The organism is Streptomyces sp. NPDC031274, from assembly GCF_055570235.1.
The window spans coordinates 25,716-38,780 of record NZ_JBVIHP010000047.1 but is presented as its reverse complement, the minus strand read 5'-3'; the positions used below and the strand labels follow the sequence as shown (position 1 = coordinate 38,780).

The window sequence follows — 13,065 nt, the reverse complement described above, 5'->3', positions numbered from 1 at the left end:
TTCACTTCTGACGTTGTCGTAGACATCAGACTACCGAGCAGGGCCGTCCTGACGATCAAGGAATCCGGGCCGCACCACCCCGTGAATAGGCCTCAAGGTCTTCGACAAGCAGCTGCCCAACACCGAACCGAAACTGCGGGCCGTTTTCGACAAGCTCCGCGACAAGTTCGGCACCGTTCTGGTCATCGTGGACCAGCCCGCCTCGATCGGCGCCCTTCCGCTCACCGTCGCCCGCGACGCAGGCTGCAAGGTCGCCTATCTTCCCGGCCTGTCGATGCGGCGGATCGCCGATCTCTACCCGGGCGAGGCGAAGACCGACGCCCGCGACGCGGCCGTGATCGCGGACGCCGCCCGCACCATGCCGCACACCCTGCGCTCCCTGGAACTGACCGACGAGATCACCGCCGAACTCACGGTGCTGGTCGGCTTCGACCAGGACCTCGCCGCCGAGGCCACCCGCACCAGCAATCGCATCCGCGGCCTGCTCACCCAGTTCCACCCCAGTTTGGAGCGCGTCCTCGGGCCCCGGCTCGACCACCAGGCCGTCACCTGGCTGCTGGAACGCTACGGATCCCCGGCCGCCCTGCGGAAAGCTGGACGCCGCAGGCTGGTTGAGGTGATCCGGCCCAAGGCCCCACGCATGGCAACGCGGCTGATCGACGAGGTCTTCGATGCACTCGACGAGCAGACCGTCGTCGTTCCCGGCACCGGCACCCTCGACATCGTGATCCCGTCGCTGGCTCGCTCGCTCGGCGCCGTTCACGAGCAACGCCGGGCCACGGAAGCGCAGATCAATGCCCTGCTGGAACAGCACCCTCTTTCGCAGGTCCTGACCTCGATGCCGGGGGTCGCGGTCAGGACCGCCGCCACGCTGCTGGTCACCGTCGGCGACGGCACCAGCTTCCCCACCTCCGCCCACCTGGCCTCCTACGCCGGCCTCGCGCCGACCACGAAGTCCTCGGGCACCTCGATCCACGGCGAACACGCACCCCGCGGCGGCAACCGCGTCCTGAAACGCGCAATGTTCCTGTCCGCGTTCGCCGCCCTGCACGACCCCGCCTCCCGCACCTACTACGACAAATGCCGAGCCAGAGGAAAGACCCACACCCAGGCACTACTCCGCCTCGCCCGGCAACGGATCAACGTGCTCTTCGCGATGCTCCGCGACGGCACCTTCTGCGAACCCCGAACGCCTCGCCTCACTTGACGAAGGACATAGAGGCCCCCCCGACGGGCTGGGGCATGGTTGGCCTGCCAGAGTCCGGGACCCAGGTCGCGGTCGTGGGGTGTGGCGTCTACGGTCCCGGCGAGGCACGCAAGGCGGACGTGAGTGGCTCCTCCGGTGACGGGCAACGCCCGTGAGGATCGCTGAGCTCCCTATGTTGTGGGGGCCGCGGGTTTGCGAGCCTCCCAGAACTCGATGAGGAAGGCGCCCTCTCTGGCCGCACGGGTGAGTGCGCGAGCCCCCTGGCAGAGCAGGCCCATGACGGGCGATCTATCGGAGGCTTCGCCGGCGGCGGCCGTCCGGTCCAGGAAGTCCCAGGTGTGCGCGAGGTTCCCGGTGGCCTCCGGATCGCCGACGACGATGTCGGTGAACCCGGCGTCGCACAACTGCTGTTCCAGCTCGCTGGAGGTGGCGAGAAGGGGCAAGCCGTGGGCCCGGCAGATGGGCTCGATCAGGGTGTTCACCTGCTCGAGGGTCAGCCCGTCCCTGGCCAGCCATTCGTAGCCGATCGTGCGTCCGCCGGGTTTGAGGACGCGGGCAAGCTCCTTGTGCACGGTGCCCCTGTCCGCTGTGTGGCAGAGCGCTTCGAAGGCGTAGACGACATCGAATAGGGGCCCCTCGAAGGGCAGGGCCATGGCGTCGCCCACCAGGAACTCGGTCTGCCCGGCCAGACCACGAGCGTCCGCCCGCTCTCTGGCGAGCTCGACTCGTTTGGGGCTGAGGTCGACCCCGGTCACCCGAGCGCCGGAGAATTCGGCGATGTTGAGCGCCGGACCGCCCACGCCGCTGCCCACATCGAGCACCGCCATCGCGGGATTCAGTCCGGCGCGCCGGGCGAGGTACTGCTGGCGCTCCACCACGGATCGGTCGGCCGTCTTCTCGTTGGGCTCCATGGCCGCGAAGTGATGCGATTCGCCCCAGCCGGACACAAAAACGTCGGTCACCAGGTCGTAGTAGGTCGTCACCAGGTCGTGGTTCTGTGTGCGCCGGATCGCGTCGCCGTTCGTGGCGAGTTCCTGGTAGCGCTCGAACGGAGTCTTTTCCGTCATCGGATGCCTTCCCTTTCCGTCCCGGATACTGCAGTACTCAGGCCTACCTGTGAACGATGGAGTGCGGAGATGGCCCGGAATGACGCCCAGCCCATCAGGAAATTGCCCACGAGCCAGGGCAGGTTGGGAACGTAGAAGATGAAGAACCCCCACGCGTTGTGCTCCGCCATGCCCGGATAGCCGCTCACATGCGCCTTCCAGAGGTAGAGGACGACGGAGTACGCGAGGTAGGAGGCCACGGTGAGCTGCAGCGGATGGCGCCAGGGCTGCTGTCGTCTGATGGCCCAGATCAGGGCCAGGTTGAGGAGCTGGGTGACACAGACGTTCAGGGATTCCAGCGCAAAGGGAAAGTAGATGTCCCCCTTTCCGGCATAGGCACTGTCACCCGCACCGTAAATACGGAACAGGGCCGCGAACACGTCCCGCTTCTCGTGGATCACCCGGAAGTTCAGGATGAAGTAGAGCTCCAGGGTGAACGCAGCCACCACGGAGAAACACAAGTACACGATGGTGAGACGGTCGTCCCGGGCTCCCGGTGCGATCCCGTCCTGATCTCGGCTCAAGAGTCGACCTCCTTATGCGAGCTGTGGAGAGTTCGGTAGCCGGTGGTCAGCCGACCGTGCGGAAGCGGGGGCCCAGGCACATACGGCCGTAGAAGTCGAACCAGCGGGTGGCCTCCCGGTTTCCCGCGAACGGGTAGTCCGCGCCGAGCTGACGGGCCACCGCGAGCCCGGAAAGGAACGAGTGCTCCTGGCTGTTGACGGTGGTGTGGGCACCGCAGTGCCAAGTGTGCCGGCGTCCCTGGAGCAGGGGCAGGAGGGCGTGCAGGGCAACGGTGTGCCGGAGGTCGTGCGTGACGTGCTGGAAGTGGTGGCGTCCGAGCGTGCGGTCCGCAGGGGGCGGGCGCTCGGCGTTGTAGGTGACCAGGCAGGGCGAGGCGGCCCCGTCGCCCCACGGCTGCTGGTTGTGCATGAGGTACGTGATCTCGTAGTTGTCCGGTCGGGTGCCATATTGGCGTACGTACGTGGAGCGGGTGTCGCGGACGCGCAACTCGTCCTCGGGCAACAGCGAGGCGTCGGTGTGCACGACGGCCTCCCGGTGCAGCCCGGAGTCGTAGCGCACCGCCCCCAGGAGGCGGCGTTCGAGGGTGCTGGGCGGGTGCAGCAGCGCCAGGGCGTGATTGGCGTTGCAGGCCAGGATCACGTGGTCGAACTGCTCCTCGGTGCCCTGCTCATCCCGCACCAGCACGCTGCCGGCCCGGCGAACGACCCGGGCGACGGGTCGCTCCAGGTGGATGCGATCGGTGAAGTCCGCCGTGAGCCGGGTGTAGATGGCGCGGGTGCCGCCCTCCCAGGTGACCATCGGCGAACTGCGCTCGACGTCGAAGAAGTCCATGTAGCGGACGAACATCGAGGCGGGCATGTCGAAGACGCCCGACGTGAGGACGAAGTTCACGAACAGCGGCTTGAGGATCTTGTAGCGGAACTCCTGGGAGACGCCCCACAGGTCGAGGGCGCGGCGCATGCTCAGGTAGTTGAAGGGGTTGAGGGCCGCGGTCGTCAGGGAGGGGCGTTTGTTCAGCACATTGAGCCTGCCGATGGTGCGCAGCATACGACGGAAGCGGGCAATGTCCCCGGAGAGCTTGCGGCGCAGCGCCGTGTCGGCATCGTGGGCGTAGACGTCGTCACCGTGGTGGACGACATAACTGAACCGGTTGGGGACGGTGGCGATACCGAGGCGGTCGAGCAGGGCCACGTAGTTCTGGTAGACGGAGGGGATGAAGGCAGTGACGGCGATGTCGGCGGGGACCGTACCGCCGCTCTTCTGGGGGAAGTCGCATGTCTGGGCGTTCCCACCCACCGTGGGGCCCCGCTCGTACACCTGGATGTCGTAGCGGTCCGGGTGCCTGCTGAGCGCCCAGGCGGCTCCCAGTCCGGCCACTCCCGCACCGACGATCGCGATCCGTTGCCGCACTGCATGTCCTCCGTCCGTCAAGCTGCGTCGAGTTCTGGCGAGTCACGGGTGAGCGTCATCGGGGTGCTTCGGCGTGGGGCAGCGGCCCTGACCGCAGCTTGTTGTGCGGCACGGTGGATACGCGGCGCAGAGGGCCCTGGGCCCACCAGTTCCATTTCCCGGCCAGCCGCATCAAGGCGGGTGCCAGCAGGCCCCGTACGAGGGGCGCGTCGAGCGCCAGCGTCACGGCCAGGGCGGCGGACATCATCCGGACCGGTGGAGAGGCGGACGTCGTGAAGGCGGCGAACGAGACGATCAGGATTGCTGCGGCGGAGGTGATCAGGCCACCGCAGGCGCCGAGTCCGCGGGCGACGGCCTGCCCAGGGTCCCCGGCGTCCACCAGGTGGTACTCCCTGACCTGGGCCAGCAGGAACATTTTACGGGGGTTCGGCACCGGGGCAGCCGTCGGCGGCGCTTTCACGGCGTGTCCCGGTGGTCGGCGGACAGTCGGCGGCCCAGTGCCCAGAGCGGGAAGTACGCCGCGTACAGGCGGTAGTCGAGCATCGCGGAGCCGAAGAAGACACCCGCCGGTGCGTCCTGCCGCCAGCTGCCGTCGGGCTGTTGATGCCTCTGCAGCCAGCGCACACCGCCTTCGACGGCCGGCGTTCCGGCCTCGCGCAGGTCGAGCAGGGCAAGGAGGGCCCAGGCCGTCTGCACCGGGTGACTCGCCTCGTCCTCGACGTAGCGCCGCTCCAGACAGCCGCGGTGGTGCTCGCCCCAGCCGCCGTCACCGCGCTGCACCGACTCCAGCCAGACCGCCGCCCGCCGCAGCGCGGGGTGATCCGGCGGCAGTCCGGCCGCGCGCAGGCCGCGTACCGCGAAGTACGTGCCGTAGATGCGGTACACGCCCCAGGCCGCCGGCCATGAGCCGTCCGGCAGTTGGCTGCGCAGCAGGAAGCGGGTGGCCCGTCGGGCGGCGCGGTCGAGGGTGCGTCGCTCCCCCACCGGCTGGTGGGCGCACAGTGCGGAGAAAGCCACCAGGGCGGAGCCGGTGCACTCGATGTAGGAGTCCTCCACGACACAGTTGGTGAACATCTCGGCCGGGTTGAGCCGCTCCAGCGCCCTCGGGCCGCGGCGCGGCTCGTATGTGCTGAAGCCACCGTCGCGGTTCTGCCGGTGCAGCAGGAACCGTGCCGCCTGCGCCGTCCGGCCCGGAGAGAGGCGGGGCCGCTCGGGGTGTGGGCCCTTGTCGACGGCGTGCAGCAGGGCGGCGGCCGCCTCGGCGGTGCAGTCGCTCACCGGCCAGAGGTGGTTTCCCTCGGAGAAGCACCAGCCGCCCGCGGCGGGCGCCCGGGCCGTGACTTCGGCCTGCGGTACATCGGCGGTGAGCTGGACGCGGACGAGGAACCGGCAGGCGGAGCTCAACGCGGCTGCGAGACCGGGTGGTTGGCCCCCGGGCTGCTCGGAACGCCGGTCCATCGCGGGCCGGCCCCCGGCGAGCAGGGCCTCCACCGCGAAGGCGGTGTCCCAGGAATGGGAGCGGGCGCCCACCAGGCGCAGGCCCCGCTCCTCGTCCTGCCAGCGCCAGCGTTCCAACCCGGCCAACGCGAGGTCGACTTGCTCCGGAGCGGCGCCGGAGGCATGCAGAACCAGGACGTTCAGCAGGGAGCTCACGGGTGACAGGCCTGCCTGGCCGGTCACCCGCTGTTCGTGTACGACGCGGCGCAGGCAGCGGCGCAGGGCGCGGGATCGGACGGTGCGGAGCGGGGCGCGTTCGTAGCGGGTCAGGAGCGCGAAGAGCAGGCGCAGCACAGGGGTTGGCGGAAACAGGGCGTCCGGTCCGAGCACGGTGCGATCCGCCGCGGTCGGGGGCCCGCCGGTGAACAGCTCGCGCTCCAGCTCGGTGGCGATGCCCGGACGGATGCGTACGCGTGCACCGTAGAGATAGGCCATGGCCTGGTAGATGGTGCGGGTGTGGCAGTAGAGACGGTCCGGGTGGAACGGGAGGCGGCGCGGCAGCAGGAACAGCTCCGGCGGCAGGGGGTTGACCGCCCGATAGTCGTACAGGCCGAGGACGGCCAGCCAGAGCTTGCCCCAGGTGGGGATGGCACGGGCGGCACCGGGCTGGGAGTGCAGCCAGCCGGTGGCTCCCGCGCACAGCGGGTGGGCGGCATCCAGGCCGAGCAGGCGCAGGGCGACGTGGGCGAGCGTGGTGCAGTACACCGAGGGTCCGTCGGCAGGGTGGGAACCCCAGCCGCCCTCGGGGGTGACCGTGACCTCGAAGTGCCGTACGGCCGCGGCCTTGTCCTCGGGCGGCAGGGGGCGGCCCACCAGCTCGTGCACGATGACGTACTGCGAAAGGATCATGGTGTTCCACACCATCTCTCCCTCCCAGCTGCCGTCCGACCGCTGCAGGGACAGGAGATGGCCGAGCGCCCGCCGGTGGCTCTCGCGGAGATCAGCGGGGCCGTGGGACGCGTCCGTCGGGAGCGACGCGCTCGCCGGGAGGGACGCGTCCGTCGGCGGCGGCGATTTGCGAGGGCCGCGGGCGGCGCCGGTCTCGGTCAAGGAATTCCTCCCACTTGCGGATCGTGAGGTCCTGGAAGAGACCCACCGCGGGGTTGAGTTCGACGATGGGGGCGGCGTGGTGGGTCTCGTAGCCGAGCTGCTCGGACTCGACCGCCTGGCCGTCCTCCCGCAGCAGCGGACGGACGGCGAGCTCGCCGGCGGCCCGCATCAGCAGCGGCATGAGCCGGCGGGGCACCTTCCACCGCGTACCGGGAACCTTCAGGGCGTCGAAGTAGAAGATGAAGAACACCCGGGTCGTACGCCGGTCCATGGGCAGCACGAAGCACCAGTGCTTGATCGAGCCGCCGGTGTCCGAGCGCTGATAGGGGTAGTCGAAGGCGAGCTCGATGGAGGTGGTGTCCACCGTGCGCCGGTCCACGAAGCGTGAGGTGAACCTGCCGCCGCCGATGAAGGTGTCGTACGCGAGCTCCACCCGGTCCTCGATCAGCTCGTGCCGCACGAGCTTGGCATCCCAGAACGGGCGGAAGCGGCGGTGCAGATAGGCGTGGGTGAAGTCGCTGACATTGTCGATGATCATCGAGTGGTGGGCCGCCCAGGTGTACGAGGCGTCGAGGCGGGCCCAGGGCCTGCCGCCCTCCAGTTCGGGGATGTCCGGGATGGGACGGGAGTCGGCCAGCGCGGGATCGCCCGGGAAGATCCAGATCAGGCCGTGCCGGCTGGTCACCGGGTAGGCGGCCACCTTGACCTCGGGCTGGGCGCGGCCGAAGAGGTCGTGGGCGTAGTGCACGACATGGCCCGCGCCGTCGTAGGTCCAGCCGTGGTAAGTGCAGGTGAGGTGGCAGCCGTTGACCTCGCCGCCGGACAGCTTCAGCTGGCGGTGGGCACAGCGGTCCTCCAGCGCGTGCAGGTCCCCGTCCGTGCCCCGATAGACCACGACGGGATGCCCCCAGAAGCGGGTGGCCAGGGTCTTGCCCGCCGGCAAGGCGGCGTCGTACCCCACCGGGTACCAGTAGTCCGGATCCATGCCCGCCGACCGCACCTTGGCCCGCTTGCTGCGGGCCTCGGCGAACGACGGCGGGTCGATGGGGCGGTGGTGCGACGTGCGGGAATGCGGGGGTTCGGTGCTCACGGTCACTCCGGTCCGGGGGCGGGTCGTTTGCGGTATCGCACGGTGCAGGGAGCGGCCGGGGCCGGGATGAAGGTGGAGTAGTCCGGCCGGTAACTGGACTTGGCGGGCTTCAGGTCGACTTCGCGGAGCAGTACGCTCCAGATCGACTTGACCTGGAGGTAGGCGAAGGCCTGGCCGATGCAGCGGCGTTTCCCGCCGCCGAAGCCGATGAGGCTGTAGGGGTGCCGGTGCTCGCTACGGTCGTCCGCGTACCGGGATGGGTCGAAGCGGTCCGGTTCGCGGAAGACCTCGGCCATCCGGTGCGAGACGGCGGGCGAGATCATGACCAGTGCGCCGGCCGGTACGTGGTAGCCGTCGAGGGTGATGCCCCGCAGGGCTTTGCGCATCAGCAGGATGAGTGGGGGATGCAGGCGCTCGGCCTCGCGGACGCAGCGCTCCAGAAACTCCATGCGGTGCAGTGTCCGGGTGCTGAGCCGGGGGTCCTGTCCGCACACCTCTTGCTGTTCGGCCAGCAGTTCCGGTACGTACTCGGGGTTGCCCAGGAGCAGGACGCCGGTCCAGGTGGCGAGCACGGTGCTGGTGTGCTGACCGGCGAAGATCATGGTGATCAGGGTGCCGATGACGATGTCGTCGGGCAGCGGTGCGCCGTCGGGGGTGCGGGCCGCAAGGAGTGCGGCCAGCATGTCGCGGCCCTCGGCCGGGTGTGGCTCCGGGGGGCGGCCGCGGCGTTCGGCGATCACGTCGGCGATCGCGCGGGCGATGGCTGTCCGGGCGCGGTCGCGGCGCCGGAATGGTGGGATCGGCACGCGCGCGTTAAGGACGCCCGCGAGCCGGATGCCGCTCTCCAACTCGTAGTAGAGGCGGGGCAGTTCGGGCCCCATGCGCTGGTGGAACTCCTCGCCGATCAGGCAGCGGGTGGCGATCGAGACCGTCATCCGGTTCAGCTCGGTGATCAGGTCGATCTCTCCGGACCGGGGCCAGCGGGCCAGCCGGGCCCGGACCTCGTCCTCCATGACGTGGGCGTACTGATCGAGTTGGCGCGAGCCGAGCGCGGGCCTCAGATGGCCGATCTGGGCGTCCATCTCCTCGGGAGCTGCGTCGTAGGCGACGCCCCGGCCAAAGACCGGGGTCATGAAGCGGTACGCCTCTCGGGGGCTGAGGATCGCCTCGTCCGCCTCGAAGACGGCGGCCTGGGCCTCGGGACCGCTGGTGAAGACGACGTCCTGGCCCAGCAGAGGGAAGGCGAAGGTGTTGCCGACCCGCTCGCGGGCGCCTCGCAGCAGGGCGATGGGGTCCCGCTGGAATGCGCGCGCCGGTCCGAGCCAGGGCAGCTGACGGCCCGGCAGTCGGGGCGCCGGGACACCACACTGGTCGGCCTCGAAGGGTCCGGCCGTCACCGGCCGACCGCCTTTCCGGCCGGTGCGGCACCGCGGGCCGCCGTGGGGTGCGAAGTACGGCGTCGGTCGACCAGGCCCCGGTCCACGAAGCAGCGGTACGCCTGCTCGACCGCGCCTGCGATGTCGGTGGGGCGATAGCCCAGGGTATCCCGGCTCAGCGAGCAGTCCGCACGGCGCTCGGAGCGCAGGAACCGCACGGCCGCAGGAGTGAAGCGTGCGTCTCGGTGCGGTGTGAGGATCGCACGCGGGCCCTCGGCCAGCAGGGCCAGCGCCCCCATGGCACGCGGGGGCATCCGGACCCGAGGCTTCGGATGCCCGGTGACCTGCGCATACAAGTCCATCAACTCGTCCACCGTGTGGAAGCCGGTGGACAGCAGGTACTTGTGCCCGGAGCGGCCGCGCTCCATCGCGAGGAGATGGCCATGCACCAGATCCTGGACGGAGACGAACTCGAAGCCGCCGGGGATGTAGGCGAAGAGCCGCCCGTGGGCCTGGTCGAGCAGGACCCGCCCCATGCGGGAAGGGCCGTAGTCGTGCGGGCCGATGATCGCCGTCGATACGGCGATCACCACCTCGAGGCCCTGGGCCGCGGCCCTGTGGCACTCGTGCTCGACCAGCACCTTGCTGCGCGCATAAGGCGTGTGCTTCTCGAAGGGATAGTGCAGGTCGGCCTCCGTGCTGGGCCGCCCGGCGACCGGGCCGGTCGCACTGAACGACCCGGTCACCACCACCCTGCGCACGCCCTCTTGGCGCGCGGCCTGCAAGACATTGCGCGTGCCGAGGACATTGACCTCATAGATGCCGCGCCGCCCGCGGGCGGAGGTCGAGATGCGCGCCGCGCAGTGGAAGACGCCCGTACAACCCGCCATCGCGGCCGTGACAGCCGATACGTCGCGCACGTCGCCGACCGCGCGATGGACGGGGAGCCCGGCCATCGCATCAGCGTCCGTCCCCGGGCGGCGCACGAGAACGCGAACCTCATGGCCGTCGCTGAGCAGGCGCCGCACGAGATTCGCCCCCAGGTGCCCGCTCGCGCCTGTCACCAAGAACATGATCCGTCTCCCTCAATTTGCCGCTGAAGCCTGCGGATTCACCAACGTCTCCTCATGCGAGGGGGGCTTCGGATGACCCTAGCCAACTGCCGCTATGTTCTTAACTGTATTCAGTGAGCGACTCGATCGGCATTCTCGCCAGAATTCTCCACTCGAACGAAGGACGGGAGAGGAAGAGAAAGGCATGAAGGAAACGGAAGTTGCGGAAGTTGTGGTAGTAGGTGCGGGTCCCGGTGGCTGTGCGGCAGCCCTGGCATTGGAACGCAACGGGGCACGGGTACAGGTCTTCGAACCACATATGGAGCGGAGGGGCCGATTTTCCGGAGAATGGCTGCACCCCGAGGGCGTAAATGTACTGACACGCCTGGGAGTTGAGCTGCGCCCGCCCGACTTCATTCACCATCTGGGCTTCGTACTTCACCCGGGTCGCAAAGAAGCACCCATCCCTCTCCGCTACGCCCAGGGTACGGCCGTAACAGCTCCGCACCACCTTTTCACCCAACAGCTGCAATGCGCCCTTGCGCAGCGGCCGAATATTGAAGTAAAGGGAGGGCAGCGACTCGTCACCCTCACGGAGAACGGGGAATGCCGTACCGACGAAGGGCCGCTCATCGCGGATCTGGTGGTGGGCGCTGACGGACGGAACTCGGCCGTACGGCGGGCGGTGCGGGCCCAGACCCGCGGACCCGCCACCCTGTCCCACATGGCCGGCCTGGCCCTGCGCCACATCACCCTGCCCCTGGAGGGGTTCGGGCACATCTTCCTGGGCGGCCCGGGTCCCGCTCTGGCCTACCGCACCGCCCCCGATCTGGTCCGCGTCACCCTCGATGTCCCGCTCAGCCGACCGGGGCCGCGCCAGATCCGGGGCTACCTGGAGCACGGCTATGCGCCGCACCTGCCTGGGGAACTGGGCGCCGCGCTGCGCTCCCACCTGCGCCACGGCCCCCTCCAGTGGGCCGCCAACTCCTTTCGCCGACGGTCGTCCTTCGGCGGCGGGCGGGTAGCCCTGGTAGGCGATGCGGCAGGGCACGGCCATCCGCTCGCGGCGCAGGGCATGACCTGCGCGTTCCTGGACGCCGAGTGCCTGGCGGCGCAGTACTCCCGCACACCTCTGGACCCCCTTGTGGCGTACAACCGCCTGCGTGCCGCGCAGTCGCGCGTGCCGGAGCGGGTCGCAGCCGCCCTCCACCGGGTCTTCACCGGCCAGGACCGCGCGACCCTCGCCCTACGGCAGTCGCTGTTCGCCCTCTGGCGGGCGGACCCGCGCGAACGTGCCCGTACGCTGCGGTTGCTCGGACTCGAGGAGCACCGCAGGACGGCCCTCGGCGGCTCGCTCGCCGCCATCGCCACTGGCGCTGTGGCCTGCGCATTCGGCGACGAGAGCCAGGATGTGCTCGACTCCGCCCTGACCCTCGGAGGGCTCGCGGAATGGCTGCTGTGGCTGGGGGGGCCGCACGTCGGAGTGCCGCCTCAGCAGTCCGCGCGGAAGGTGGCGCTGCTGGGGCCGTGACAAGGGCTCGTCGGCCCTGAACCGGCCGGTTCAGTAGATGTACGGGAACATCCGGAACCGGGCGTGACGACAGTACTGCTCCCACAGCGGTCCGTACTTGGCGCGGCAGCGGCGGTCGTCACGGTGCGCCCGGTGAACGAACAGGACGAGCAGCCAGGCAGGAAGCAGATACGGCCCCACCGACTCCGTTCCGCACAGCAGGGTCCAGCTGAGGTACACCATCAGTTCGCCCGTGTAATTGAGTTTCCGCCCGATGCCCCAGAATCCGGAGACCAGGAGCCGGTCGTCGAGGGCCTTGGCGGGCCGCCCCCAGATTCTCGCCGACCGGTCCTCCTTGAAGCGGTGCTTTTGATCGTTCGCGCCCCGGAAAAGCCAGAAACCGAAGGCGAAGAGGGCACAGCACATCACTCCCTGCCAGGGGGGAAGAGGCTCCCGCAGCGTCACCAGACTCCGGCCGGCTACTCCGTAGAAGAAGGGCACGAGAACGAAGTCCCCCCAGAGCAGCGCCCACCCGAAACGCTCGGCGACGATGTCCCAGGTGTGCAGCATCCCGCCTTCGAACTGAAAGTAGTTGGCGAGATACACGAAGAAGAACGCCTGGTACATCATCATGCGTCCGCTCACCGATCCCTGGTCCACGTACTGTGTCACTGCGGTGGACGCGTTGAACACGAACAGACCGATGAGCGAGGGCCGGTAGGAGAAGAATTTGAGGTCCACACCGGCCCACCCGGGATTCAGCCGCACACCGTAGAAATAGTCTTCGACCTTCCGCCTCAGGCCCGTCCGCCGCTCACCGGACCGCCCCCGTCTCCGGCCGTCCACGTACAGGATCCCGGCGACAGCGAACGCGAAGACGTTCGCCGACGCCAGCAGTTCCGTCCAGTGCCGGGCCGGCCAGGTGAGCGCATGCGGCTGCCACCACCAGCACGCCACCACGGCCCCCACGCACAACCAGAAGATCAACTGCCCGTTGAGACGATAAGCGGAGGGCCTGCCGCCGTCCTCCGGCGGTGGAGCCGGGATCTCTCTGCCAGGCAGGAGGCGGGAGCCTGCGAAGAGGACGAGGACGAATCCCGTGAAGAGAAAACAGGCCAACATCAATGACTTCTCCGAACCCATTGGCGGTCTCCCACTTGATCATGGGTCCGGCGGGGGTGGTAGAGAGCGCGGATCCGCGCGCGGTGTACTCGTGGGAGGGGGGCGCACCACCGAGTGGAT

Annotated in this window: 10 protein-coding genes and 1 pseudogene; 2 read left to right on the top strand and 9 right to left on the bottom strand. The window is 69.1% G+C overall.

Annotation, left to right across the window (positions count from 1 at the left end; all coding sequences use genetic code 11):
* Nucleotides 1-88: 88 nt before the first annotated feature.
* Nucleotides 89-1,207, top strand: a pseudogene (locus tag ACZ5CR_RS42230) (IS110 family RNA-guided transposase); the annotation flags it as partial.
* A gap of 170 nt (nt 1,208-1,377) precedes the next feature.
* On the opposite strand, the gene ACZ5CR_RS42225 reads toward ACZ5CR_RS42230, so the two are convergent.
* Genes ACZ5CR_RS42225 through ACZ5CR_RS42190 form a run of 8 tightly spaced genes read right to left on the bottom strand, consistent with a single transcriptional unit; the run spans nt 1,378 to nt 10,334 of the window.
* Nucleotides 1,378-2,274, bottom strand: a complete 897-nt coding sequence (locus tag ACZ5CR_RS42225; RefSeq protein WP_468868102.1) for an SAM-dependent methyltransferase — start codon at nt 2,272-2,274, stop codon at nt 1,378-1,380.
* Nucleotides 2,271-2,837: an EXPERA domain-containing protein gene (locus ACZ5CR_RS42220; protein ID WP_468868100.1), complete on the bottom strand. Its 567-nt coding sequence runs from the start codon at nt 2,835-2,837 to the stop codon at nt 2,271-2,273. Before ACZ5CR_RS42220 ends, ACZ5CR_RS42225 begins: the two co-directional genes overlap by 4 nt.
* A gap of 46 nt (nt 2,838-2,883) precedes the next feature.
* Nucleotides 2,884-4,248, bottom strand: a complete 1,365-nt coding sequence (locus tag ACZ5CR_RS42215) for an FAD-dependent oxidoreductase (RefSeq protein WP_468868098.1) — start codon at nt 4,246-4,248, stop codon at nt 2,884-2,886.
* Nucleotides 4,249-4,303: 55 nt separating this feature from the next.
* Nucleotides 4,304-4,663 carry an MMPL family transporter gene (locus ACZ5CR_RS42210; protein ID WP_468868093.1) on the bottom strand — a complete coding sequence of 120 codons (360 nt, stop codon included), beginning with the start codon at nt 4,661-4,663 and terminating at the stop codon, nt 4,304-4,306.
* 41 nt (nt 4,664-4,704) lie between these two features.
* A complete protein-coding gene (locus ACZ5CR_RS42205) occupies nt 4,705-6,795 on the bottom strand; it encodes a prenyltransferase/squalene oxidase repeat-containing protein (RefSeq protein ID WP_468868091.1) in 2,091 nt (696 codons plus the stop codon).
* On the bottom strand, nt 6,686-7,885 hold the full coding sequence (locus ACZ5CR_RS42200) for a Rieske 2Fe-2S domain-containing protein (protein WP_468868089.1): 1,200 nt from the start codon (nt 7,883-7,885) through the stop codon (nt 6,686-6,688). The genes ACZ5CR_RS42205 and ACZ5CR_RS42200 overlap by 110 nt, the downstream gene beginning before the upstream one ends.
* Nucleotides 7,886-7,887: 2 nt before the next feature.
* Nucleotides 7,888-9,282, bottom strand: a complete 1,395-nt coding sequence (locus tag ACZ5CR_RS42195; protein WP_468868085.1) for a cytochrome P450 — start codon at nt 9,280-9,282, stop codon at nt 7,888-7,890.
* On the bottom strand, nt 9,279-10,334 hold the full coding sequence (locus ACZ5CR_RS42190) for an NAD-dependent epimerase/dehydratase family protein (RefSeq protein ID WP_468868082.1): 1,056 nt from the start codon (nt 10,332-10,334) through the stop codon (nt 9,279-9,281). The genes ACZ5CR_RS42195 and ACZ5CR_RS42190 overlap by 4 nt, the downstream gene beginning before the upstream one ends.
* 94 nt (nt 10,335-10,428) lie before the next feature.
* Here ACZ5CR_RS42190 and ACZ5CR_RS42185 point away from each other — a divergent pair, with 94 nt between their 5' ends.
* Complete coding sequence (locus ACZ5CR_RS42185) at nt 10,429-11,844, top strand: FAD-dependent monooxygenase (protein ID WP_468868080.1); 1,416 nt, start codon at nt 10,429-10,431, stop codon at nt 11,842-11,844.
* A 30-nt stretch (nt 11,845-11,874) separates the two neighbouring features.
* Here ACZ5CR_RS42185 and ACZ5CR_RS42180 read toward each other — a convergent pair whose 3' ends face one another.
* Nucleotides 11,875-12,945, bottom strand: a complete 1,071-nt coding sequence (locus ACZ5CR_RS42180; protein ID WP_468868077.1) for a phosphatidylethanolamine N-methyltransferase family domain-containing protein — start codon at nt 12,943-12,945, stop codon at nt 11,875-11,877.
* Between the last annotated feature and the right edge of the window lie 120 nt (nt 12,946-13,065).

What these genes read in the sequence shown, in the direction of transcription:
- ACZ5CR_RS42225 (WP_468868102.1), bottom strand. Translation starts at nt 2,274, where the DNA reads ATGACGGAAAAGACTCCGTTCGAGCGCTACCAGGAACTCGCCACGAAC.
- ACZ5CR_RS42210 (WP_468868093.1), bottom strand. Translation starts at nt 4,663, where the DNA reads ATGTTCCTGCTGGCCCAGGTCAGGGAGTACCACCTGGTGGACGCCGGG.
- ACZ5CR_RS42190 (WP_468868082.1), bottom strand. Translation starts at nt 10,334, where the DNA reads ATGTTCTTGGTGACAGGCGCGAGCGGGCACCTGGGGGCGAATCTCGTG.
- ACZ5CR_RS42185 (WP_468868080.1), top strand. Translation starts at nt 10,429, where the DNA reads ATGTTCTTAACTGTATTCAGTGAGCGACTCGATCGGCATTCTCGCCAG.
- ACZ5CR_RS42180 (WP_468868077.1), bottom strand. Translation starts at nt 12,945, where the DNA reads ATGTTGGCCTGTTTTCTCTTCACGGGATTCGTCCTCGTCCTCTTCGCA.